At 31.7% G+C, this 23,870-nt stretch carries 22 protein-coding genes; 20 read left to right on the top strand and 2 right to left on the bottom strand.

Annotated features, from left to right (window positions below; translation table 11 throughout):
* Positions 1-4: 4 nt before the first annotated feature.
* The 10 genes from spoIIIAF to OREMA_RS0114425 all read left to right on the top strand — a co-directional run bounded on the left by spoIIIAF (position 5) and on the right by OREMA_RS0114425 (position 8,283).
* The gene (spoIIIAF, locus tag OREMA_RS0114380) at positions 5-553 is read left to right on the top strand and encodes a stage III sporulation protein AF (RefSeq protein WP_018249946.1); all 549 of its coding nucleotides are present in this window, start codon (positions 5-7) and stop codon (positions 551-553) included.
* 76 nt (positions 554-629) lie between these two features.
* Positions 630-1,217 (top strand): hypothetical protein, encoded by a 588-nt coding sequence (locus OREMA_RS0114385; protein ID WP_018249947.1) that lies wholly within the window; start codon positions 630-632, stop codon positions 1,215-1,217.
* Positions 1,218-1,224: 7 nt separating this feature from the next.
* Positions 1,225-1,860 (top strand): SpoIIIAH-like family protein, encoded by a 636-nt coding sequence (locus OREMA_RS0114390; RefSeq protein ID WP_018249948.1) that lies wholly within the window; start codon positions 1,225-1,227, stop codon positions 1,858-1,860.
* A gap of 187 nt (positions 1,861-2,047) precedes the next feature.
* Positions 2,048-3,904, top strand: a complete 1,857-nt coding sequence (gene accB, locus OREMA_RS0114395) for an acetyl-CoA carboxylase biotin carboxyl carrier protein (RefSeq protein ID WP_018249949.1) — start codon at positions 2,048-2,050, stop codon at positions 3,902-3,904.
* Positions 3,905-3,919: 15 nt separating this feature from the next.
* Entirely contained in the window at positions 3,920-5,275 is a 1,356-nt protein-coding gene (gene accC, locus OREMA_RS0114400) for an acetyl-CoA carboxylase biotin carboxylase subunit (RefSeq protein ID WP_018249950.1), read from the top strand.
* A gap of 92 nt (positions 5,276-5,367) precedes the next feature.
* Entirely contained in the window at positions 5,368-5,784 is a 417-nt protein-coding gene (locus tag OREMA_RS0114405) for an Asp23/Gls24 family envelope stress response protein (RefSeq protein ID WP_018249951.1), read from the top strand.
* A 152-nt stretch (positions 5,785-5,936) separates the two neighbouring features.
* Positions 5,937-6,470 carry an alkaline shock response membrane anchor protein AmaP gene (gene amaP / locus OREMA_RS0114410; RefSeq protein WP_018249952.1) on the top strand — a complete coding sequence of 178 codons (534 nt, stop codon included), beginning with the start codon at positions 5,937-5,939 and terminating at the stop codon, positions 6,468-6,470.
* A gap of 16 nt (positions 6,471-6,486) precedes the next feature.
* Positions 6,487-6,720 carry a DUF2273 domain-containing protein gene (locus OREMA_RS0114415; protein ID WP_018249953.1) on the top strand — a complete coding sequence of 78 codons (234 nt, stop codon included), beginning with the start codon at positions 6,487-6,489 and terminating at the stop codon, positions 6,718-6,720.
* A gap of 186 nt (positions 6,721-6,906) precedes the next feature.
* Positions 6,907-7,338 (top strand): transcription antitermination factor NusB, encoded by a 432-nt coding sequence (gene nusB, locus OREMA_RS0114420; protein ID WP_018249954.1) that lies wholly within the window; start codon positions 6,907-6,909, stop codon positions 7,336-7,338.
* A gap of 6 nt (positions 7,339-7,344) precedes the next feature.
* A complete protein-coding gene (locus OREMA_RS0114425; RefSeq protein ID WP_018249955.1) occupies positions 7,345-8,283 on the top strand; it encodes a Kae1-like domain-containing protein in 939 nt (312 codons plus the stop codon).
* Between the two features lie 249 nt (positions 8,284-8,532).
* On the opposite strand, the gene OREMA_RS0114430 is transcribed toward OREMA_RS0114425, so the two are convergent.
* On the bottom strand, positions 8,533-9,471 hold the full coding sequence (locus OREMA_RS0114430; RefSeq protein ID WP_018249956.1) for a methyl-accepting chemotaxis protein: 939 nt from the start codon (positions 9,469-9,471) through the stop codon (positions 8,533-8,535).
* 18 nt (positions 9,472-9,489) lie between these two features.
* Entirely contained in the window at positions 9,490-10,605 is a 1,116-nt protein-coding gene (locus OREMA_RS0114435) for an FIST signal transduction protein (protein WP_018249957.1), read from the bottom strand.
* Between the two features lie 432 nt (positions 10,606-11,037).
* Between OREMA_RS0114435 and OREMA_RS0114440 the strand changes: the two genes are divergently transcribed.
* The 10 genes from OREMA_RS0114440 (at position 11,038) to OREMA_RS0114485 (ending at position 23,825) form a co-directional block, all read left to right on the top strand.
* Positions 11,038-11,820, top strand: coding sequence for a TrmB family transcriptional regulator (locus OREMA_RS0114440; RefSeq protein WP_276324749.1), 783 nt, complete (start codon positions 11,038-11,040; stop codon positions 11,818-11,820).
* Between the two features lie 24 nt (positions 11,821-11,844).
* Positions 11,845-12,726 carry an aldo/keto reductase gene (locus OREMA_RS0114445; protein ID WP_018249959.1) on the top strand — a complete coding sequence of 294 codons (882 nt, stop codon included), beginning with the start codon at positions 11,845-11,847 and terminating at the stop codon, positions 12,724-12,726.
* 81 nt (positions 12,727-12,807) lie between these two features.
* Positions 12,808-13,710, top strand: a complete 903-nt coding sequence (locus OREMA_RS0114450) for an aldo/keto reductase (RefSeq protein ID WP_018249960.1) — start codon at positions 12,808-12,810, stop codon at positions 13,708-13,710.
* 235 nt (positions 13,711-13,945) lie between these two features.
* Positions 13,946-15,088 (top strand): iron-containing alcohol dehydrogenase, encoded by a 1,143-nt coding sequence (locus OREMA_RS0114455; protein ID WP_018249961.1) that lies wholly within the window; start codon positions 13,946-13,948, stop codon positions 15,086-15,088.
* A 361-nt stretch (positions 15,089-15,449) separates the two neighbouring features.
* The gene (locus OREMA_RS0114460; RefSeq protein WP_018249962.1) at positions 15,450-16,298 is read left to right on the top strand and encodes a sulfide/dihydroorotate dehydrogenase-like FAD/NAD-binding protein; all 849 of its coding nucleotides are present in this window, start codon (positions 15,450-15,452) and stop codon (positions 16,296-16,298) included.
* Positions 16,282-17,670 (top strand): NADPH-dependent glutamate synthase, encoded by a 1,389-nt coding sequence (gltA, locus tag OREMA_RS0114465; RefSeq protein WP_018249963.1) that lies wholly within the window; start codon positions 16,282-16,284, stop codon positions 17,668-17,670. The genes OREMA_RS0114460 and gltA overlap by 17 nt, the downstream gene beginning before the upstream one ends.
* A gap of 292 nt (positions 17,671-17,962) precedes the next feature.
* On the top strand, positions 17,963-18,724 hold the full coding sequence (locus OREMA_RS0114470) for a glycyl-radical enzyme activating protein (RefSeq protein ID WP_018249964.1): 762 nt from the start codon (positions 17,963-17,965) through the stop codon (positions 18,722-18,724).
* A 22-nt stretch (positions 18,725-18,746) separates the two neighbouring features.
* Complete coding sequence (locus OREMA_RS0114475) at positions 18,747-21,158, top strand: glycyl radical protein (protein WP_018249965.1); 2,412 nt, start codon at positions 18,747-18,749, stop codon at positions 21,156-21,158.
* Positions 21,159-21,669: 511 nt separating this feature from the next.
* Positions 21,670-22,347, top strand: coding sequence for a fructose-6-phosphate aldolase (locus tag OREMA_RS0114480; protein WP_018249966.1), 678 nt, complete (start codon positions 21,670-21,672; stop codon positions 22,345-22,347).
* Between the two features lie 542 nt (positions 22,348-22,889).
* Entirely contained in the window at positions 22,890-23,825 is a 936-nt protein-coding gene (locus tag OREMA_RS0114485; protein WP_018249967.1) for a sugar-binding transcriptional regulator, read from the top strand.
* The last annotated feature ends 45 nt before the right edge of the window (positions 23,826-23,870 follow it).

The following is a 23,870-nucleotide window of genomic DNA, read 5'->3' on the forward strand; positions in this document are numbered from 1 at the left end:
TAAGATGAATTTATTAATCAATTGGGTTAGAAATATAGTATTAGTGATTTTGTTTGCTAATTTTATAGAGATGTTATTACCTAATAATAAAACTAAAAAAGATGTTGATATGATTATTGGTTTATTTGTTATTTTAGTAATCTTAAACCCAATAATTAATTTATTTAGATTTCAGGAAAGTTCATTGAGTTTATTTAATATATTTAGTTATAGTAAGCCCCCTTTTGAAGAAATAGTAGCTCAAGGAGAGGTATTAAGAGAAGAGAATAAGAAGGTTCAAGAGGATTATGAAGTAAGGATTTCCAATCAAATAGCAGCATTAATAAAATTAAACTCTGATTTAGAGAATATTAATATAAATATAGATTTAGCTGATGGTAAATTAAAAAAAGTAATTATTAAAGCTAAAGATAATAGAGTAGAAAGAGTTACAGTAGATTTGTCCCAAGAGAATTTATCTGATAAATCAGATAAATTAACAAACAATTTAAAAGAGTTGATATCTAGTTTTTATGGCTTAGATAGAAATCAAGTGTTAGTAAATTTAAATTAATAAACTTTGTAATAAAAACTAATATATATGAGTATTTTCAAGTTCAATTTAAATCAGCAGTGAAGGGAGGATTAAGATGAATAATCTCTTTGGGAAAGATGGATTATTAAACAAATCACAATTTAAATTTATTCGATATTTATTGGTGTTAATATTAGCAGGTGTATTTTTAATGTTATTAGGTGACTTTGGAAATGATATTTCAGGATCAAACTCTAAAAAAAAATTAACTACTAAGCAATCTGGAATTTATGCTTCTGCTGATCTTAGTTTAGAAGAGATAATTGAAGATAAATTAACTGCTATATTATCTGAAATAGATGGTGTGGGAGATGTATCTGTTGATATCACTTTAGATTCAGCTACAGAGTATACTTATGCTAAAAATCATCAAGATTCTAGACAAGAGACTATAGAAGAAGATAATGCTGGTGGGAATCGTAAAACAATACAGTACGAAAATAGGAGCGATATAGTATTACTTAATAAAGGTGGTGAACAAATACCACTGATAAAAAAAGAGGTTAAGCCTAAAATTAGAGGTGTATTAGTGGTTGCTGAAGGTGCCCAAGACTCATATATAAAATCTAATCTATTCAGAGCAATTAAAGTTGGGTTGGGGGTGCCAAGTTATAAGATAGTTATATTATCAAAAGAAAGGTAGGGTTAAAATGAAAATAATTAGTATAATAACTAATCAAGAGTTGAAAAGAAGGGCAGGATGGTTTCTAGTATTAATGATCTGGGTTGGAATGGTTAGCGCTGTAGTTATTCATCGTACTCCAGCAGACACAGATCATATAGCTGAAGTTTCATCAGTAGAAGGATATGTAGAAATAGAAGATGAAACAGAAGACAACTCCCAAGTTATAAGTGAAAATCAAGCTTTAAATGAGGTGGAAGAAGAGGCAATTAGTGTTGCGAAAACAGATAAAGATAACAAGAATAAAGGAAAGGATTTTTTTATAGAATATAGGATGGATAGAGATCAAGCACGTAGTGAACAGATAAATTTATTAAGAGAAATGATCAACAATCCCAATTCTGATAAGAGTCTAAAATCTAAAGCTCAAGAACGTTTATTAACGTTAACGAATAATATAGAAAAAGAGATGGAAATAGAGAGCTTAATTCGAGCTAGAGGATATGAAGATGGAATTGCTTTTATTCATGATAATTCGATAGAATTAATTATAGCAACTACAGCTTTAAAGAAGCAAGATGTAGCTAAATTGGGTGATATTATTAAAAATAGTACCAAGATTAGCTTAGAGAATATTACTATCATTGAGAAAAAACCTGAATGAATTGACAAAATATATAAAAGAAGATATAATAATTAAATAAGATTAACAGTGCTCAGGTTAAGTTTGTTCGTTAACCTGAGCTTTCTGTAATAAAAAACTATGAAATAAAAAATAGAAAATAGCTAGTTAAAAAGGAATTTAGATAATTAATATAGAATAACAAACTGAGTACTTAGGAGGGAGAAGGATGAAGAAGAAAGTAAGAATTACTGATACTACTTTAAGAGATGCACATCAATCTTTATGGGCGACTAGAATGCGCACAGAAGATATGCTACCTATTATTGGTAAGATGGATAAAGTAGGATATAATGCAATGGAAGTTTGGGGTGGAGCAACATTTGACGTATGTATGCGTTATTTGAATGAAGACCCTTGGGAAAGATTACGGCTATTAAATAGTTATGTTAGAAATACTCCTTTACAGATGTTATTAAGAGGGCAAAATGTAGTAGGATATAAACATTATCCAGATGATGTAGTAAGAAGATTTGTGGATAAAGCAGCAGAGAATGGAATAGACAATTTTAGAATCTTTGATGCTCTTAATGATGTAAGGAATATGGAAGTAGCTATGAAATCTGTGAAAGAAACTGCTAAACATGCACAAGCTACAATAGCGTACACGATTAGTCCTGTTCATACAATTGAACATTATTTAGAGACTGCTATTACTCTAAAAGATATGGGGGCAGACTCTTTATGTATTAAAGATATGGCTGGACTATTAACGCCTTATCGTGCTTATGATTTAGTTTCTGCAATTAAAAAGAAGATAGACCTTCCAATTGAATTGCACAGTCATTATATTGGAGGGATGGCAATACCAACTTATTTAAAAGGTATTGAAGCTGGTGTAGATATTGTTGATACTGCTACGGCTTCTTTGGCTTTTGGATCTTCACAGCCACCAGTAGAGACAATGGCTGCTATTTTAAGGAATACTGATTATGATGCTGATTTGAATTTGGATCTATTATTTGAAATAGATAGTTATTGGGAAAGAGTGAGAAGAAAGAGAGGCTTCCCACGTGGAGTTACTCGAATTACTGATATGCAGACATTCTCACATCAAGTTCCAGGTGGAATGATATCTAACTTAGTATCACAATTAGAAAAACAAGAGGCTTTAGATAGAATTCATGATGTATTGGAAGAAATACCAAGAGTTAGAGAAGATTTAGGATATCCGCCCTTAGTTACTCCAACAAGTCAAATTGTTGGTACTCAGGCAGTATTTAATATCTTATTAGGGGAAAGATATAAGGTAATACCAGATGAAGTTAAATCATATATTAAAGGATATTATGGTAGACCTCCAGCTGAGATTAATCCAGAATTACAGAAAAAAGCAATTGGTGATGAAGAGCCAATTACTTGTCGTCCAGCTGATTTATTAGAGCCAATGTTGGATAATATAAAAGATGAAGTTGAAAGATATGTAGAAAAAGAAGAAGACTACTTATCATACTCATTATTCCCACAAGTGGGGTTAAAATTCTTAAAAGAGAGAAAGAAAGAAAAAGATATTTTTGGAGAAACTGAACCAGAAATTACTAGGGAGGAAGAAGATATGGAATTAAAAGATATTAAAGAATTGGTACAAATGTTAGATGAGACTGATATTTCTGAAATTAATTTAGAAAGTGATGGAACAAAGATTAATATCAGAAAGGGAGGAAAAGTAGTAGCTCAAGAATCTACTGTAGCAGCTGCTCCAGCTCCAATAGTAGAAGAAGTGAAAGAAACTCCAAATACTCAAGATAAAGCACAAGCAAATGTTGAGGAAAAAGAGGTTGTAGATGGTGAAAAAATAGAGGCTCCAATGGTTGGAACATTCTATCGATCTCCTGCACCAGATGCAGATCCATTTGTTAAAGTTGGTGACGTTATTAATGCTGGAGATACACTATGTATTATTGAAGCTATGAAACTAATGAACGAGATTGAAGCAGAGTTTAAATGCAAGATTGTTGACATCTTATTAGAAGATGGAGAAGCAATTGAATATGGTCAACCTCTGTTTGTAGTTGAGCGAGTATAAGGGAGCTGTGATATAATGTTTAATAAGATACTTATAGCTAATCGTGGAGAAATTGCTTTAAGAATTATTAGAGCTTGTAGAGATTTAGGAATAAAATCTGTAGCAGTTTATTCAGAAGCTGATAAAGATTCATTACATGTTAAATACGCAGATGAGGCCTATTGTATTGGGCCTGCTGCATCTAATAAAAGTTACTTAGATATACCAAGTTTAATTAGTGTTGCAGAAATAGCTCATGCTGATGCTATTCATCCAGGATATGGATTCTTATCTGAGAATGCACATTTTGCTGAAGTGTGTGAAGAGTGTGGTTTTAAATTTATAGGTCCATCTCCAGAACATATTAATAAAATGGGTGATAAATCTATAGCTCGTGAGACTATGATTAATGCAGGAGTACCGGTTGTTCCAGGTACTGAGGGTGCTATTGAAAGTCAAGAGCAAGCAGTTGAAATTGCTGAAGAGATAGGTTACCCTGTGATTGTTAAGGCTTCCTTTGGTGGAGGAGGTCGTGGAATGAGAGTAGCGAATAATAAAGGTGAATTAGTAAAAGCTATTCAAACAGCTAGTTCTGAGGCTGAAGCAGCTTTTGGAAATGCTGAAGTTTATTTAGAAAAATATGTTCAGAATCCACGACACATAGAATTCCAAATCTTAGCTGATGAGCATGGAAATGTAGTTCATTTAGGTGAACGTGATTGTTCTATTCAGCGCCGTCATCAAAAGGTAATTGAAGAGGCTCCATCACCAGCTATAGACCCTAAATTACGTGAAAAGATGGGAGAGGCTGCAATTAAAGCTGCAAAGGCTGTTGATTACTACAATGCTGGTACAGTTGAGATGTTATTAGATAAAAATGGGGACTTTTATTTTATTGAAATGAATACTCGTATTCAGGTAGAGCACCCAGTGACTGAATTAGTAACAGGTATAGATATTGTAAAAGAACAGATCAGAATTGCTCAAGGAGAAGAATTAGGATACTCTCAAGAGGATATTATAATAGAGGGAGCTTCAATTGAGTGTCGGATCAACGCTGAAGACCCTAGTAAGAACTTTAGACCATCTCCGGGTAAAATAAATAATTATTTAGTTCCTGGGGGAATTGGAGTAAGAGTTGACAGTTGTGCTTATCCTAATTATATGATACCTCCATTCTATGATTCTATGGTTGCCAAGTTGATTACTTTTGGTAAAGATCGAGAAGAAGCTCGGAAAAGAATGTTAAGAGCTTTAGCAGAGTATGATATTGATGGAATTGAGACTACTATTCCATTCCACAAAGAGGTTTTAAATAATCAACAATTTATTAAAGGTGAGTTTGATACTAGTTTTATAGCTAAATATATTATGGATCCGAAAGAAGATTAATTATATTTAGTAAATAATTTTTTAGGCTATATCTTTATAACTTAGGAGTATATTAATTGATCCCATATATAAATTAAAAAGGAGGGATAGATATGAGCCAAGTTGAAAATGGTGTAGGCACTATTAAGATTGCTAATGAAGTTGTCGGTATCATTGCTGGATTAGCTGCTACTGAGGTTGAAGGAGTAGCAGGTATGAGTGGAGATTTAGTTGGTGGAATTGCTGAAATGTTAGGTAGAAAGAATTTATCTAAAGGTGTGAAAGTAGAGGTTGGAGAAACAGAAGCTGCAATTGATTTATATACAGTGATGAAATATGGTGTTAAGATCCCTGAGGTTTCTAGAGAGATTCAGGAGAATGTAAAAAAATCAATTGAGAGTATGACTGGATTAGATGTAGTAGAGGTTAATGTCCATATTCAAGGTGTTAGCTTCGCAGATGAAGAAGAAGAGGTAGAAGCTGATGATGAAGTAGAAGTAGAGGAAACAGAAATTCCTCGAGTTAGATAAATGATTTTTGAAAGCTAGCTCTTATTAAAGGGTTAGCTTATCTTATTATTTTGTATATTTTATCTTTATTGTTTAATTTATGTTAATATTTAGTTAGATGATAACTTTTATAGTTGTTTATGAAGCAATCCTTTTATGAAAGGGGTTTTAAAATGACTGTTATAGATAAATTCTTTATATTGTTTATGGATTTAATTATAATGATTTTTTCTATATTATTAGTTGGGATTTATTCAGGATTATTAGACCTTACTTATTTAACAGACCTAGTTCAAGGCTATTCTCAAGGTATAGAGGGAATAGTTGTTGGAGTTGTTCTATTTTTGATTTCTGTTAGGGTTTTGCAACTGTTTTTTAGAAGAAAGAAGGTTAAGCAAACAGTAATTACTACAAATCAATTGGGGAATATTAATATTACATTAGAAGCAATTAATGATTTAGTACAAGATATAGTAAGAAAAGAGACAAGTGTTAAAGATGTAAACTCTCGTATTAAGGTAAGAGAAGATGGGGTACATATCTACTTGAATTTAATAGTTGGAATAAAGAGTAGTATTCCTGAATTATCAGAAAGAATACAGAAATTATTAAAAGTAAAGGTAACTGAAGCTACAGGTGTTGATATTTCTAAAGTAGAGATCATGATTAAAGAGATCAACAAAGAAGCAAGAATGAGAGTAGAATAAAGAGAGGTGTTTAATTGTGAATAAATTTGATGATTTAATTCAAACTTTTAGCCTCTTAAGTAAATATAAAGGCAGATTTTTAGGAGCTATAATTGGGTTCTTAGTTTCTCTGTTAATTATTAATTTTGGGATTATTCTAGCTATTTTTATTAGTATTTGTATTGGAATTGGTTATTATATTGGTTTTCGATATGATAATAAGCAAGATTTTAAAGATATAATTAATGATATATTTCCTCATAATGAGTAGCTTCTTTGTTAAAAAGTAGTAGGAATTTTCTAGAGGGATTTATTACATAATAAGTTTAATACGGTATTTTTATAAACTAGTTGAATTACCACCTACTTGGCAAGGGGTGGTTTTTTAATTGATTTTGGTCTATTTAATAAAGATATTAATTACTAACTATAGGATAATAATAAGGGGGAATAAACAATGAGCTTTGAATTAAACAGACATCAGGCTAGAGAAGTTGCAGTACAAGTATTATATCAGATGGATATTAATGAAGAAAATTTTGATAAGAATTTAGAAATATTAAAATCTGAGCAACCAGAAATAGAGATAGAGGGAAGTTTTTTACTGGATATTTTAAAAGGTACATATGAAAAAATTGAAGAAATTGATAATTTGATAAATGAGAATACAGTAGATTGGAAAGTAGATAGAATGGCTAAGGTTGATAGAAATATTATTAGATTAGCAATGTATGAGATTCTATTTAAAGGTGATATTCCTATAGCAGTATCTATTAATGAAGCAGTAGAATTAGCTAAAGGTTTTAGCGATGATAAATCATCTAAATTCATTAATGGAATCTTAGGAAAATTGGTTGATCATTTAGGGTTAGAAGCAAAGGAGGAATAAATAAAATTGATTCTGGGTATTGATACTAGTAATTATACTACCTCAGTAGCTTTGATGACTTTAGATGGAGAGTTAATAAAACAGAGACGCCAAAGGTTGAAAGTAGATTTAGGTGAAAGAGGGCTAAGACAGTCAGAAGCATTATTTCAACATATCAATCAATTGCCTGATTTAATTGCTGATGTTGCTAAGGGTAGAAAGGATCAACTGACTAAAATAATAGTAAGTAATAAGCCACGTCCAAAAGAAGCTTCTTACATGCCTGTATTTAAAGCTGGAGTTGGACAGGCTAAAGCTTTGGCAAGTATATTAGATATACCATTAGTTAAAGTTTCTCATCAAGAAGGCCATTTAATGGCAGGATTATGGTCTGCTGATATAAGTTTTGATCAATTTTTAGCTGTTCATATATCTGGTGGAACCTCAGAGATATTAAAGGTAGAGAAGAAAAAGAGCAATAATAGCTTTAAAATAGAAGAGCTAGGGTCTTCACAAGACTTACATGCTGGCCAATTTATAGATCGGGTTGGTGTAGCATTAGGTTTATCTTTTCCAGCTGGACCACACTTAGAAAAATTAGCTAAGGGTGGGGAGTTAGGCAAGTTAAGTATTCCTTCTTCAGTACAAGATTACCAGATTAGCTTTTCTGGTCCAAGTAGTGCTGCTATGAGAATGATTCAGAGTGAGAAAAAAGCTGAAGATATTGCTTTGGCAGTACAACAATGTATTGCTAATTCATTAGAGAAGGTTCTAAAGAAAGCAATTGAGAAAGAAAAGTATAAAGATATCTTAATTGTTGGTGGTGTAGCAGCAAATCAATACATAAGAGCTAGGTTAAGAAAACGCTTAGAGCATCGAGCAGTAGGAGCAAAGCTATATTTTGCAGATCCTAAGTGGAGTAGTGATAACGCAGTGGGCGTTGCTGCAATGGGATTGGAGTATTGAAGTTAACAGTTATTATGAAGGTTGTTAACAAGAATAATAACTTTATTTTCTACGAAGAGTTTTTTTGAACTTTAAAAACTCCTAGATTTCTGAAAAGGATTTAAATTCACTCTAAATAATTAATAATAGATTTTAAATTCATACAAAAAGACTGTATCTTGATTTTCAAGATACAGTCTTTTTGTATTTTGATAGTAACATTTAATTAGAAAATTAAATGTTTGATTTTAGGTGAGGTTATTTATAATTTTATTTTATCATGCTTTTAACTAACTCATCTAATTGATGTATAATTGAGGTTTTACTATTTGTTTTGCTGAATTTATCATTATTTCGAGCCAAAACCTTTTCAAAATTTTCTTGATTATTTTTAAGTTCTGCTACAAGTTCAAGTAGTGTTTGATTTATTTCTTCTGAATTTGAATTAGTAGTTTGAATTGATGCCAATATTTCAGAGATATTCTTATTAATTAATTTGTTTTCTTCTAAAATATCAGTATATATTTTTTTGGAAAGGTTTAAATCATTATTATTTTCTTTTATTAGCTGGTAATTTTCTTCGCTCATTTTTTTAGTTGTTGAAACTTTATCTAATAAATTATTACTACTCTGATTAATTTTATCTAATGTTTCTTTGGTTTCATCGGATAATTTTCTGATTTCATTGGCTACAACTGCAAAGCCTTTACCAGCTTCACCAGCTCTTGAAGCTTCAATAGAAGCATTAAGTGCAAGTAAGTTTGTCTGTTCTGCTATTTTTTCTATTTTGACTGTTTGTTCTATAGTTTTATTTGTTATATCAATTAAGTTATTAAATTCTTTCTTGAAAGAGTCTATCATTTCAAGATTTTTATTACTACTTGATAATGTCCTTTCAATAGTTATAAAGCCCTCTTCTACGGATTTAGAGTTCTTATCAACTTTTGTAGAAGTAGATTCAATCTCTTTTGAAATAAATTCAATATTTGCTTGGATATCTTTTGAGTTTAGTACTGTCTCATTTAAGGTTGTAATTTCATCATTTAATAAGTTATTAACTTTATGAAAAGATATATTATTGTTAGAGTCAATAGATGTGATATCTTGGTCTAAACTCTTTAAAAAATTACTAATTTCTTTCAAAGTTAATAAATGTTTATTTCTTTTAGAATTATCAAATAAATTTTTTATTTTTTTAATAATATTCATTTTGATTTTCCTCCTATATTATTTCTTTAAAGTTCCTGTTACAAGAAGGGCTAAGGTTTGGTTTAAATGGAGATTAGCTATTTGTTCTCCATAGCTTGTAAAGCCACCAAAATTTTTAGTAAGTTCGCCTAAACTTTGGGTATATGTATTGGTGATTTTTTCTTCTTTAAACTGTAGTGTTCTAAGAATACAATTAATACAGATCATTCCATCTATCTTTTTAAAATCTTGATTAATTTGAGCTTTGCTTTTGTCGAGAATAGTTAGAGGGTTTGCAGCTTTTAGTATACTAACATGAATTTTATTATAAATTCTAGAATAGAAGGAGATACTACCATCATTATTTATAGCTTTAGGAGAGGAAATAAAGAGGTCATTTCCAATGATTCTTCCTAAAGGGTTTAAGAACATCTTTTTTTCTAATTCAGCTTCTTTTATTCCTAGAAGATCTGCATATCTTTTAGTAGCTGCTATACCATCAAATTCATAAACTACTCTTTTTTCCACATCAACTTTTGTTACTTGCATTATATTGTTGCTATCTTCAAATATATTCTCTTTATAAATTTTAAAGTTATTATTATTTATAAAAGCAAATACAGCTGCATCATCATAAACTTTGCCATTTCTACTGACATAGGTAGTTTCAAAAGCTAAGTCATCACCGGCAGATCCCCCTATTAAATTTGGAGGATTTTCAAACCTACTTTCAACTACACTTAGTGCCTTTTCTTCTCCAGCATTATGTCCTGTGATTAATTGAATTATAAAACCTTTTTCCCCAGTTCTACTCATTTCAGATTCAGTGATTGCTTTCTCAATTTTATCATAATGTAAAATGGGGGTTTTGCTAACGTTTGGAATTACTGTAGTAGAAAAGTTTTCTATACTATTAAAAACTAATGCAACCAAAGAATTATTAGTGAAACCAGTATAAGATATTTCTCCACTAGTAGTACAACCTAATAATTGAGTTGTAGGAAATCCCTTAGATAGCTCTTTATTTAACAAGTTAAAATCAAAAGCTTTTGAAGATGCAAAGAATATGATTAGGTCAGGATTAATAATTGATTCATCTTTTAATTTTTTTATTATGCTTTGCTCATTTCCCTTTAGTTGATAAATTTTAAACATTAAATTTCCTCCTTAAGTAATTAATTTAATAGTTTAATATCATATTAGAACTTAAAATAGTTGAAATACCAAAAACTTTGTTAATAAAATAACATTTCTTGTTAAATTATGTTATTCTACATATAATGACACATTCCTGTAATAAATATGATTAAGTTATACTTATGAAATAGTTTTCTGTGAAATGGAAAATAATTTTATTATCTTTATAAAGTAAACAATTCAAAATATCCAATTTGATAATTTTTTATTAATGATAAAAATAAGGTAATTTACTATAATATTTTAAGATATTAATAACTATATATCTTTTTTCCTATCTTAAGTAGGTGAATATTCTTCTATTTGTCAGATGGAAATATCTTTCTTGCTAGTACCTTATAAATGTTGTATAATATATACAACAAAAGAAGGGAGGCATAGGCAATTATAATAACGGAGTTACAGAAATTTAATTTTACTGAGATAGAAGCTAGAGTTTATGTGGAATTAGTTAAAAGCCCTAATTGCAATGGTTCACAGATAGCTAAAGAATTAAATTTACCTAGAACCTCGGTATATTCTGCTTTAGATAAACTCTATCAGCAAGGGGCAATCTTTTTATTACCTAATCGGACTACTAAAGTTTATGTAGCTAGAGCACCTAAAGAACTATTAAAAAGTTTAAAGGAAGATATGCTAGAAGCAATTGATTATCTAGATATAGAATTTCAAAAAATAGATCTAAAAGAAGAGAATAATAATTACTTAAATATTCAAGGAAAAGATAACTTTATTGAAGAGGCAAAGAAGATGTTGCTCTCAGCAGAAGAAGAAGTTTATATAAATACTGATTATGATTTGAGTTTATTTAAAAGTGAATTTAAGTCTTTGGAAGATGAAGGAGTTAGAGTGGTTCTTTTTTCCTTTACAAAGCTTAATCTTGATGGTTTAGATGTAGAATTTTATCATCATCAAGGAGAGGTCGATTGCTGTAGTGGGAAAAGGTTAATGTTGGTTATTGATCAAAATCAGGTTTTGATCGGCAATGAAGATAACAATGGAGAAGTACTAGGAACCTTTACCAAAAATAGTTTAATGGTCTCTATTATTGCTGAACATATTCATCATGATATCTATTTATTAAAGTTAAAAGATAAATATGGTAGAGATTTAATTGATGAAGAGGTCAAATTAAATAGTCTTTTTGAACTTAACTCTAAGATATGTAATTGAAGCTAATAAGGGGGAAATTAAGATATGTTAAAAAGGAAGTTTGGGAATACAGAAATTGAAACATCTATTTTAGGTTTTGGAGCTGGACATATTGGTTCACCAGAGCAATCGGAAAAAGATGTAGAAAGAATTTTGAATACTGTAGTAGATGAAGGGATTACTTTAATAGATACAGCAAGGGGCTATAATCTATCAGAAGAGAGAATAGGTAAATACTTATCTTATCGAAGAAGAGATTATATCTTATCAACTAAGGTAGGCTATGGAATTGAAGGATATGAAGATTGGACTTATGACTGTGTAATTGAAGGAATTAATGAAGCTCTAAGAAGATTAAATACTGATTATATTGATATTGTTCATTTACATTCTTGCTCTTTGGATATACTAAAAAGAGGAGATGTAATTGAAGCTTTACATAAAGCTAAGAAAGATGGAAAGATCAGAGTAGCTGCTTATTCTGGAGAAAATGAAGCATTAGAGTATGCTGCAAAATCTAATCTTTTTGACAGTTTACAATGTTCTATTAATATTTGTGATCAGCGGGTAATTGATAATCAACTTAAGATAGCTAAAGAAAATAATATAGGGGTTATAGCTAAAAGACCAATTGCTAATGCACCCTGGAGATTTTCTACAAGACCTGAAGGGCACTATTGTGAACCATATTGGGAAAGATTAAATAAGATGAAACTCAATACAGAGGGATTTTCTTTGCATCAATTAGCATTAAGATTTACTGCATATCTTGAGGGAGTACATAGTTGTATTGTAGGAACATCTAATATTAAGCATTTAAAAGAAAATATCGAGATTATTAATCAAGGTCTTCTGCCAACAAAATTAGTTAAAGAGGTTAGAGAGAAATTTAGAGCAAATGATGATAATTGGATAGGTCAAGTCTAAATAACTTTAGGATCAATGATAAAAACAAGGAATATTATGTTTACTTTGTACAGGCCATTGAATTTAAAAGGAGGAATAGATATGGATAGAGTACAATTAAGTGATAATTTAGATATGTCTAGAATTGTTCATGGACACTGGAGATTAGCAGATTGGGATATGTCAAAGCAAGAGATATTAGAACTTGTAGAAAGGTGTATAGAATTAGGTATTACAACCTTTGATCATGCTGATATTTATGGTGATTATAAATGTGAGTCTTTATTTGGAGAAGTTTTATCATTAAAACCTGAGTTAAGAGCAAATATTGAGCTAGTAACTAAATGTGGTATTAAGTTAATTTCTAAAAATAGGCCAGAACATAAGGTTAAATATTATGATACAAGCAAAGAACATATTATTAAATCGGTAGAAAATTCTTTGAGAAATTTTAATACAGACTATATAGATTTATTATTAATTCATAGACCTGATACTTTTATGGATGCTGATGAAGTTGCAGAAGCTTTTGATCAACTAAAATGCCAAGGGAAGGTATTAAATTTTGGAGTTTCTAATTTTAAAGCTCATCAATTTGATTTATTGAATTCTAGATTAGATTTTCCATTGGTAACTAATCAAATTGAATTATCAGTATTAGCATTGGAGAATTTTGATGATGGGACTTTAGATTATTGTCAAGAGCATAGGATTTCTCCGATGGCATGGTCTCCAATGGCAGGAGGAAGGGTCTTTACTTCAGAAGAGAAGCAAGCTATAAGAGTAAGAGAAACCTTGGAAAGGATAAAAAGTGAAGTGAATGCCAAATCTATCTCCCAAGTTATGTATGCTTGGTTGTTAAGCCATCCAGCAGAAATAATTCCGATTGTAGGTAGTGGTAAGATTAAGAGAATAGAGAGTGCTGTTGAAGCTATGGAGATAGAATTAACAAGAGAGCAATGGTTCGAAATTTTGCAGAGTTCTATGGGACATGAGGTTGCTTAAATAAATTTAATTCCCTATTAATTTAAATTAATAGGGAATTTTTTATTATACAAATAATAAAGATAAATTGATTTATATTTAACAATATCAAAATAAATATTTATTAATTAATTTATTTGTTGTCTTAAATTAGATATAAAATCATAGAAAAGTATAATAATTTTCATTATATTGCAACATATTACCTCTTATGTTATAATATAATTGTTAAAATATTAACATAAGGAGTGATAGGATGAGTACATTTTTAATTCCAAGAAATATTGAATTTGGTGAGAATGCTTTAGAAACTTTAAAGGGATTACAAGGAGAGCGAGCGGTTTTAGTTACAGGTGGTAGTTCAATGAAGAGATTTGGATTTTTAGATCAGGCAGTAGATTATTTAAAGGAAGCTGGTATTGAGTCAAAAATAGTTGATGGAGTAGAGCCTAATCCATCAGTTAAGACTGTAATTAAAGGAAAAGAAGCAATGTTAGAATTTAATCCTGATTGGATTATTGCTATCGGAGGAGGTTCAGCATTAGATGCTGCTAAGATTATGTGGGCATTTTATGAACATCCTGACTTAGAGTTTGAGGATATTATAGAAGTAGCTTCTATGCCTAAGCTAAGAAATAAGGCTAAGTTTATAGCAATTCCTTCTACTAGTGGAACAGCATCTGAGATTACAGCCTTTTCAGTTATTACAGATACAGAAAATAAGATTAAATATCCAATTGTATCGCCAGAGATTGTACCAGATATAGCAATCGTTGATCCTAAGATTCCTGCTACAATGCCATCACATATTACAGCTAATACTGGAATGGATGTTTTAGCACATGCAGTTGAAGCTTTTGTATCCACTGCCGCTAATGATTATAGTGATTCTTTAGCACTAAAAGCAATTGAGATGGTATTTGAGTACTTACCTAAGGCTGTTAGTAATGGTGATGATATGGTAGCCAGAGAGAAGATGCATAATGCTTCTACAATGGCAGGAATGGCTTTTTCTAATGTTTCTTTAGGAATTGTACATAGTTTGGCTCATAAAATTGGTGGGGAATTACATGTCACTCATGGTTTAGCCAATGCTATCTTACTTCCATATGTTATAGAATTTAACTATGAAGCTGCTAAAGAGAAGTTTGCTATTGTTGAGAAGTCATTAGGTATAGATAGCTTAGCAGATGCGATTAGAAATTTAAATAGAAAATTAGATATAGTCTCTTCATTTAAAGCAATAGACTGGTTAGACTATACTGAAGGTGATTTTGAGAGTATAGTAGATAGGATGGCTAAAAATGCTCATCAAGATCCATGTACATTAACTAATCCACAAGAGCCTACTGTTGCAGATATGAAGAAGATTTATATTGATTCTTTTTATGGAAATTAATAGATTGAAGCTTAGAAAGATATAACTCTTAAAAAGAAGAAAATGAGATACTTTATTTGAATTAATCTAAAGCTACGGGATTTTCTCCCGTAGCTTTAATATTAAATGAGTCGATGAAAATTATTCCTGTAAATTAAAGGTATCTTTCTGGATAGAGATTACGACAGTTTCGGAGTTAGGTGTTAGGAAGAACTTACTAATTCCTATAACCTATCACCTAAATTTTATGGGATAGTTGCTAAGATTCATTCAAGAAAAGTTGATTTTAACCTTTAACTTGATATAATTATAATAATTGCTCTTATAGTTAGATTAATATTATTAAATAAGTAAGTAAATATAGATTAGGAGGAGAGTAGGAATGTATAAGATAATAGCCAAAGAAGAATTGGCTCCTAAAATAGTTAAATTTAAGGTCTTAGCACCTAAAGTAGCTATTAAAGCTAAGCCAGGTCATTTCTTGATTGTTAGAGTAGATGAACAGGCAGAAAGAATACCTTTAACAATTGCTGATTATAATCGTAAAGAGGGTAGTGTTACAATTATTGTACAAGAAGTAGGTTATAGCAGTAAAGAGATTTGTGCTCTAGAAGAAGGAGATAGTTTCTTGGATTTAGTAGGTCCTTTAGGAGAACATATTGAAACGGAGAATTATAATAAGGTTGTCTGTGTTGCAGGTGGTTTAGGAGCTGCCCCCTTATATCCTAAAGCAAAATCTCTAGTTGGAGAAGGTACAGATATTATCAGTATATTAGGGGCTAGAACTGAAGAATTAGTGATTTTAGAAGATGATTTTGATGAAATAAGTAATCAATTATATATAAGCACAGATGATGGTTCTAAAGGTCATCAAGGATTTGTGACTGATGTTTTAAAGGATATCTTAGAGGATAATGATAATATAGATTTAGTAATAGCTATTGGTCCAATGATCATGATGAAATTTGTTTCAGAATTAACTAAAGAATATGGAGTTAATACCATGGTCAGTTTAAATTCATTAATGGTTGATGGTACTGGTATGTGTGGTGGGTGCCGGGTAACTGTTGGTGGAGAGACTAAATTTGCTTGTGTTGATGGTCCAGCTTTTGATGGACATTTGGTAGATTTTGATGAACAATTAAGAAGACAGAAATTCTATAATGAACACGAAAAGTTAGCACATGGTCATAGCATAGGAGGTGAAGGTTGTCGTGTCAAAAGAAACTAAAAAGACAAAGATGCCAGAACAGAATCCTAAGGAGCGGATTAGTAATTTTGATGAAGTAACTTTAGGTTATTCAGCTAAAGATGCGATAAATGAAGCCAAACGTTGTTTGCAATGTAAGAATCCTCTTTGTATGCAGGGGTGTCCAGTAGAGATTGATATTCCAGATTTTATTGCTTTGGTAGCAGAAGGTAAGTTTGCAGAAGCTGCTCAAAAGATTAAGGAGAAGAATAATTTACCTGCAATCTGTGGACGAGTCTGCCCTCAAGAGGAGCAATGTGAGCAGAAATGTATAGTAGGAATTAAGAATGAGCCAGTGGCAATTGGACGTTTAGAGAGGTTTGTGGCTGATTATGTTAGAGATACAGAGGTTATAGAAGGGGTTATGAAGCAAGAAAAGGGTAAAGTAGCTATAGTAGGTGCTGGTCCAGCTGGGCTTACAGCGGCAGCAGATTTGGCTAAGGTCGGTTACCAAGTAACTATCTTTGAAGCCTTTCATGAAGCAGGAGGAGTACTAACATATGGTATTCCAGAATTTAGATTACCTAAAGAAATTGTTAAAGATGAGGTAGATAAGATTAAGCAGTTAGGGGTAGAAATAAAACTAAACCATGTTATTGGTAAGATTAAGGGAGTAGATGAGTTATTTAAAGATGGTTATGATGCGGTGTTTGTAGGGACTGGAGCTGGACTTCCTCGCTTTTTAGGTCTTGAAGGTGAGAACTTGAATGGAGTTTATTCAGCTAACGAATTCTTAACTAGAGTTAATTTAATGAAGGCTTATCGTTTTCCAGAATATAAGACTCCTGTTTATGTAGGTAAACGGGTAGCGGTTATAGGTGCAGGAAATGTAGCTATGGATGCTGCCAGAACTGCGTTAAGGTTAGGCGCTGAAGAGTCTATGATTGTTTATCGACGAGCTAGAGAACAGATGCCTGCTAGAGCCGAAGAAATTCATCATGCAGAAGCGGAGGGTATTAAGTTTAAATTACTTAATAACCCAACTAAAATTTTGGGGGATGAGAATGGTTTTGTAACAGGTATGGAATGTATTAAGATGGAATTAGGTGAACCTGATGATTCAGGTAGAAGAAGACCGGTTCCAATTGAAGATTCAGAATGGGTGATGGATGTAGACACTGTAATTATGGCTATTGGACAGAGTCCAAATCCAATTTTATTAAAAGATAGTCCAGAAATAGAAACTACAGATTGGGGTACAATTGTAGCTGATGATAGGACAGGAAAGACTAGTAAAGAAGGTGTCTTTGCTGGTGGAGATACAGTTACAGGAGCAGCTACAGTAATTCAAGCTATGGGCGCTGGTAAGAGAGCTGCCAGAGCAATTGATGAGTATATTCAAGGTAGTAAGTAGTGATGAGTGACAAGTAACAAAGTAAATATGTTTCGGATAATAGGGTAGCTTAAGATTAGAATCTTAAGTTGCCCTATTTTTATTTTATTGTGGGTGGTATGCTGTGATATTTTAGCCGCTGCTTTCTTACTAGCTTAATAAGAGGAAATCAATCTAATTTTATACTTAGATGTTCCCTTGACAGATAAAAATTGCTATGGTACTATATGAGTGTAAGAACAAATATACAACAAAGAACAAATGTTCACAAGATAAATTTTTGAAGGTGAGTTTATAAAGGGGGTGACAAGTTATGTCTGAAGGTTTAGTTACTAGAATAGAAAGGTATGCAGCTTATGATGGGCCAGGTATTAGAACAGTAGTCTTTCTTAAAGGGTGTCCACTTAGATGTCAATGGTGTAGTAGTCCTGAAACCCAACATAAAGAACAGGAACTCTATTATGATGGAGAGTTAGTAGGTAAATATATGAATGTTGAGGAAGTATTTTTAGAGATTAAAGAGGATATAACTTTTTATAATCAATCTGGGGGAGGGGTTACACTATCGGGGGGAGAGGTTTTATTACAGCCTAGATTTACTGCAGATATTTTAAAAAGATGTCAAGAAGAATATATTCATACTGCTATTGAAACCTCTGGATATGGAAGTTGGGATAATTTCGAGGAAATTTTAGAATTTACAGATTTAGTATTATTTGATCTTAAGCATTTAGACACTAAGGAACACTTAGAAGTAACAGGAGTTGAAAATACTTGGATAATAGATAATTTAAATAGAGCTGCTAAATTAGATAAAGAGATTATTATCAGGATTCCTATAATTCCAGGAATTAATGATAGTAAAAATAATATAATTAAAACTGCTGATTTGGCAGAAAAGCTGGGAATAAAAGAGATTCACCTTCTTCCTTATCATAGTTTGGGGAGGGAAAAGTATAATAAATTGGGACGTAGATACTTGTTAGGAGATTTAGAAAGTCCTAGTGATGAGCGAATGAATTATTTGAAGGAGTTAGTAGAGAATAAAGGATTAATGGTTCAAATTGGAGGCTAATTATAAAAAAGGAGGGGTAAAGATGAAAGATAAAGTTTATGAAATTCAGAGTTCTAGGGTAGAAAGATTAAGGGAAAGTGTTCTCTCTAAAACTCCAGGAGTTTGTATTGAAAGAGCTAGATATATCACAGAAGCTTATGAAGAAAATGAAGCTGCACCTATTTATTTAAAGCGAGCTAAAGCAGTAGAGAAAACTTTAGAGAGTATGAGTATTTATATTAAAGATGGGGAATTAGTAGTTGGGAATCAGGCTTCTGATGAGAGAACAGCTCCTATCTTTCCAGAGTATGCTGTAGAGTGGATGGAGAATGAAATAGAGGCAGAGGGTAATTTCGATAAAAGAGCAGGTGACAACTTCCATTTGCCCAAGGAGCATATTGATGAGTTATTAGAACTTGTTCAATACTGGAAAGGTAAGACTTTACATGCTAAATGTTATGAGTTGTTACCAGAAGAGGTTAAAAAGGCTTCTAAAGCAAAAGTTATTCATGGTGAAGGAAACATGACTTCTGGTGATGGTCATATTGTTCCAGACTTTGAGAAGGTTTTAAATAGAGGTCTTGAAGGTGTAATTGAAGAGGCTAAAATAGAACTTGAAAATCTTAATCTAGGTGAGCTTGATGCTATTAGAAAGAAAGCTTTCTGGGAAGGTGTTATTTTAACTAATGAAAGTATTATAAAGTTTGCAAAAAGATATTCCCAATTAGCTAAAAAGCAGGCAGAAGAAGTGGATGACTTGACAAGAAAAGAAGAACTAATAAAGATTGCTGAGATTTGTGATCGAGTTCCAGCTAAAGCTCCTCGCAATTTCTATGAAGCAGTGCAGGCGATTTGGTTTATACACTTGGTTATTCAGATTGAAAGTAATGGTCATTCAGCTTCTTTAGGTAGAGTAGATCAATATTTATATCCTTTTTATAAAAAGGATATTGAACAAGGAGCTATTACTAAAGATTTCGCAAAAGAGTTACTAGAATGTCTATGGGTAAAACTATTTTCTATTATTAAGCTAAGACCTACTTCACATGCAGGTTATGGAGCAGGTTATCCGACCTATCAAAATGTAACTATTGGTGGACAGAATGCACAAGGAAAAGATGAAACAAATGAATTGACTTATTTGATTTTAGAGAGTGTTGCTGAGATGAAGCTTACTCAACCTAACCTATCTGTTAGAGTGCATGCTAATAGTCCAGAAAGATTATTGCGTGAGGCTGCACAAGTTATTAAGACTGGTTATGGAATGCCGGCTTTGCATAATGACGAGATTATCATTCCTTCTTTGCTGGATAAGGGAGTAAGCTATGAAGATGCATATGGTTATACAATGGTAGGATGTGTAGAAGTAGCTGTACCTGGTAAGTGGGGCTATAGATGTACTGGTATGACTTTTACTAATTTGATCAAAGCTTTAGAGTTAACCTTAAATGATGGAGTTGACCCAAGAACAGGTTATGAATTATTTAGAGGTCAAGGAAGATTGCAAGATTTCCAAAGTTTTGAGGACTTTTGGAAGGCTTGGGAGGCTCATATCGCTTATTATACAAAATTATCGGTAGTTGTTGACCATATAGCAGATGCTCAGCTTGAAGAGTTTCCAGATATGCTATGTTCTTCATTAGTAAATGATTGTATTAAGCGAGGTAAGACTGCTAAAGAAGGTGGAGCAGTTTATGATATGGTCAGTGGCTTACAGGTAGGTATTGCTAATGTAGCTAATTCCATGGCAGCTATTAAGAAGTATATCTTTGAAGAAAAGTCTTTAAAAGCCGAAGAGTTAATGGAGGCTTTAGCTAATAATTTTGCAGGGGATAAAGGTAAATTTATTCAAAAAATCCTACTTGATGCTCCTAAATATGGTAATGGTCATGATTATGTAGATCAGCTAGCAGTAGATGCTTATAAGACTTATATGAATGAGATTAATAACTATAAAAATACTAGGTATGGTCGAGGCCCTATCGGTGGTAATTATTATATGTCGACCTCTGGAATCTCTTCTAATGTACCAATGGGAACAGTAACTGGTGCTACTCCTGATGGTCGTGAAGCTGAAAAGCCTACTGCAGAAGGTGCTTCCCCTACCCAAGGAACAGATATGAAAGGGCCAACTGGAGTTTTGAATTCTGTGACTAAATTCCCTACAATAATGATGACTGGTGGTCAATTGCTTAATCAAAAGTTTCCTCCTGAATTATTAGAAGGCGAAGATAGGTTTGATAGATTTGTATCTTTTATCAAAGCTTTTATCAATTTGAAAGCTTGGCATGTACAATTTAATATTGTATCTGGAGAGACACTTAGAGCAGCTCAACAGAATCCAGAAGAATATAGAGATTTAATAGTTAGAGTAGCAGGTTATTGTGCTCAATTTGTAACTTTAGATAAGAAGACACAAGATGATATTATCTCTAGAACAGAGCAGAAGTTTTAATTAAAGTAATCGGAGATAGGGGATAGGAGATAGGAGATAGGAGATAGGAGATAAGGAGATAAGGAGATAAGGAGATAAGGAGATAAGGAGATAAGGAGATAAGGAGATATAGGATCTTAGTAGGCATCAATCCTTAAAAAATTTATTACAATAAAGCACTATAAAACAGCATAGTTCTTAGATTATTTAATTATACAGATGACCAACCTTATAAGAATTGATCATTTTTTTGTAGGGAATGGTCCGACCATTCCCTAGATATATTAATTTTTCATTTTGAATTAGGCTTTGATGAGCGTAATTGTAGCGAAGCATGAATAGGACTTGACCTCTAAATCTTATCAATCAATTGCTGTCTAATTGTGATAGTTTAAGTGGTGAGATATCGTCGGTTCTAGGAGCTAGGTAAATAAATTAACTTGCCACCTGTTATTAGTCACTTGTTACTGTCACTTTATACCTGCTATATTCTATTTTAAAAATTGGATATTTATAAAAAGGAGGAGATTAAATGAAGCTTTTATTAGATACTGCAAATTTAGAAGAGATTAAAAAACTTGGTGATTTATATCCAATTGATGGAGTAACAACTAATCCATCAATCATTGCCAAAGAGGGAAGAGGTTTTATTCCATTATTGCAAGAGATAAGAGCAATAATTGGTGAAGATAAGATGTTACATGCTCAAGTATTAAGTACTAGTGCAGAAGAAATGGTGGAAGAAGCAGAGTTTTTAAATGATAAGATAGGTGGAAAGTTATATATTAAAATTCCTGTTATTCCACAAGGAATTAAAGCTATGAAGATTCTGAAGGAGAAAGAAATTAAGATAACAGCTACAGCGGTTTTTACAGCACAGCAGGCATTAATGGCAGCTAGAGCTGGAGCACATTTTGTAGCTCCTTATGTTAATCGCTTAGATAATATTGCTGCTGATGGTATTAATACTGTCAAGGAGATTATTAACTTATTTGGGATTTATAATTGTGAAACTCAAGTATTAGCTGCTAGTTTCAAAAATGTAAACCAAATTCACCAGTCTACTTTAGCTGGAAGCCATGCTATTACAGCAAATCCTGATCTTATTGATAAATTGATCTATCATCCAATGACTGAATTAGGAGTAGAAGGCTTTATTGCAGATTGGGAAGAAACTTATGGTAAAGGTAAGAAGGTTAATAATCTATAACTAAAGTATTAATTTCTTTTATTGTATATATTTTAGGTTGTTGAAAGAATATAAAGATATGTAGATTAATGGATGTATTGAGACATTTTTAGGTGATAGGAGTTAGGTTATAGGTGATAGTAAGGTCTTCCTACCTCCAATGTCCTAACGCCTAACTCCGAAAGTGTCGTTTTATCAATCTAATCTCTAAATAATAAAAGCTATATAAATAATAAGTTAATTATTCAACAAGCTCGTATATATTTAAAAATAGGGGAAACCATATATAGTATATATTTATTTGCTTTTTGCTACACAAAAATTAAGTTGATTGAAAGATTAGATAAGTAAATAATATATCTTTAATATAGTTCTTAAGGTTGATAAGAGAATTATTTATTGGAGATTACTAAGAGCGGACATCTTGTTCGCTCTTATATATTTTCTTGCTTGATATTTTAAGTGTAGGAAGAATATAAACTAAGATAAATATTTGACTAGACTTTAAAATTAATTAAAAAGGGCTTATAATAAGAGTAGATTGTATTAAGGAGTGGGTCGATATGGCGAGTTATGAACCAAAATTGATGGCTAAAGTAGCTGAATTATATTATAAGAATAATATGAGTCAACAAGAGATAGCCGATAGAATTAAGATTTCTAGAGTCAAGGTCTCAAGAGTGTTAACTGCAGCTAAGAAAGAAGGAATTATTGAAGTTAAGATAAATTATCCTAAAGATAATGCTACTAGGTTAGAAAGAAAATTTGAGGAATTATTTGGCTTAAAAGAAGCGAAAATCATTGTTAATCAAGATGCTTCTGAAGAAATTTATTTTAATGAAGTAGCTAAGACTGCTGCTAAGCATGTAAGTGACAAAGTTAGTGATGGAGATGTATTAGGAGTTTCTTGGGGGAGAACTTTACGTCGGGTAACTGATTATCTAGAACCTACTAATAAAAAGGTTGATATTGTGCAATTGATAGGTAATTTAGGTTCTAATGATGTAAGTGCTAATACTATTATCCATGATTTGGCTAGAGCTTTTGGTGGAGAATATAATATGTTATCAGCACCTGCTATTGTTGATAATAAAACAATTAGAGATGCTATAATATCTGATAGAAAGATAAAAGAAATTTATGAAATGATGAATAATATAACAGTAGGTATGGTTGGAATTGGAGGCTTAAGTCCAGTATCAACCTTTATCAAATCCGGTTATTTATTAGAAGAGGATATGGAGTTGTTAAGTGAGGTTGGTGCAGTAGGTGATATATGTGCTAGATTCTTTAATATTAATGGGGAAAGGTGTAATGCTAGCTTTGATAATAGGGTGATAGGTGTTGGCTTTGAGCAACTTGCTAAGATTCCTTATTTAATTGCAGTTGTTTCTGGTTCTCAAAAAGCAGAGGCTATTTTAGGTGTGATGAGAAGCGAGTTAATAGATGTACTGATAACAGATGAAATTACTGCCTTAGCTGTCTTAGAACTGATTTAATTTTTGTTCTCTAATTATTTCGCGGTAGAAGATATTAACTTAAAG

Origin of the sequence: Orenia marismortui DSM 5156, assembly GCF_000379025.1 — a bacterium.
In the GTDB taxonomy this organism is placed as follows: Bacteria; Bacillota; Halanaerobiia; order Halobacteroidales; family Halobacteroidaceae; genus Orenia; species Orenia marismortui.

Excerpts from the sequence above, each read along its gene's own strand:
- amaP (WP_018249952.1), top strand. The coding sequence starts at position 5,937 with ATGACTGTTATAGATAAATTCTTTATATTGTTTATGGATTTAATTATA.
- OREMA_RS0114385 (WP_018249947.1), top strand. The coding sequence starts at position 630 with ATGAATAATCTCTTTGGGAAAGATGGATTATTAAACAAATCACAATTT.
- spoIIIAF (WP_018249946.1), top strand. The coding sequence starts at position 5 with ATGAATTTATTAATCAATTGGGTTAGAAATATAGTATTAGTGATTTTG.
- OREMA_RS0114480 (WP_018249966.1), top strand. The coding sequence starts at position 21,670 with ATGAAGCTTTTATTAGATACTGCAAATTTAGAAGAGATTAAAAAACTT.
- OREMA_RS0114475 (WP_018249965.1), top strand. The coding sequence starts at position 18,747 with ATGAAAGATAAAGTTTATGAAATTCAGAGTTCTAGGGTAGAAAGATTA.
- accB (WP_018249949.1), top strand. The coding sequence starts at position 2,048 with ATGAAGAAGAAAGTAAGAATTACTGATACTACTTTAAGAGATGCACAT.
- OREMA_RS0114435 (WP_018249957.1), bottom strand. The coding sequence starts at position 10,605 with ATGTTTAAAATTTATCAACTAAAGGGAAATGAGCAAAGCATAATAAAA.
- OREMA_RS0114455 (WP_018249961.1), top strand. The coding sequence starts at position 13,946 with ATGAGTACATTTTTAATTCCAAGAAATATTGAATTTGGTGAGAATGCT.
- OREMA_RS0114390 (WP_018249948.1), top strand. The coding sequence starts at position 1,225 with ATGAAAATAATTAGTATAATAACTAATCAAGAGTTGAAAAGAAGGGCA.
- OREMA_RS0114405 (WP_018249951.1), top strand. The coding sequence starts at position 5,368 with ATGAGCCAAGTTGAAAATGGTGTAGGCACTATTAAGATTGCTAATGAA.
- OREMA_RS0114460 (WP_018249962.1), top strand. The coding sequence starts at position 15,450 with ATGTATAAGATAATAGCCAAAGAAGAATTGGCTCCTAAAATAGTTAAA.
- OREMA_RS0114470 (WP_018249964.1), top strand. The coding sequence starts at position 17,963 with ATGTCTGAAGGTTTAGTTACTAGAATAGAAAGGTATGCAGCTTATGAT.
- nusB (WP_018249954.1), top strand. The coding sequence starts at position 6,907 with ATGAGCTTTGAATTAAACAGACATCAGGCTAGAGAAGTTGCAGTACAA.
- OREMA_RS0114445 (WP_018249959.1), top strand. The coding sequence starts at position 11,845 with ATGTTAAAAAGGAAGTTTGGGAATACAGAAATTGAAACATCTATTTTA.
- OREMA_RS0114450 (WP_018249960.1), top strand. The coding sequence starts at position 12,808 with ATGGATAGAGTACAATTAAGTGATAATTTAGATATGTCTAGAATTGTT.
- OREMA_RS0114430 (WP_018249956.1), bottom strand. The coding sequence starts at position 9,471 with ATGAATATTATTAAAAAAATAAAAAATTTATTTGATAATTCTAAAAGA.
- accC (WP_018249950.1), top strand. The coding sequence starts at position 3,920 with ATGTTTAATAAGATACTTATAGCTAATCGTGGAGAAATTGCTTTAAGA.
- OREMA_RS0114485 (WP_018249967.1), top strand. The coding sequence starts at position 22,890 with ATGGCGAGTTATGAACCAAAATTGATGGCTAAAGTAGCTGAATTATAT.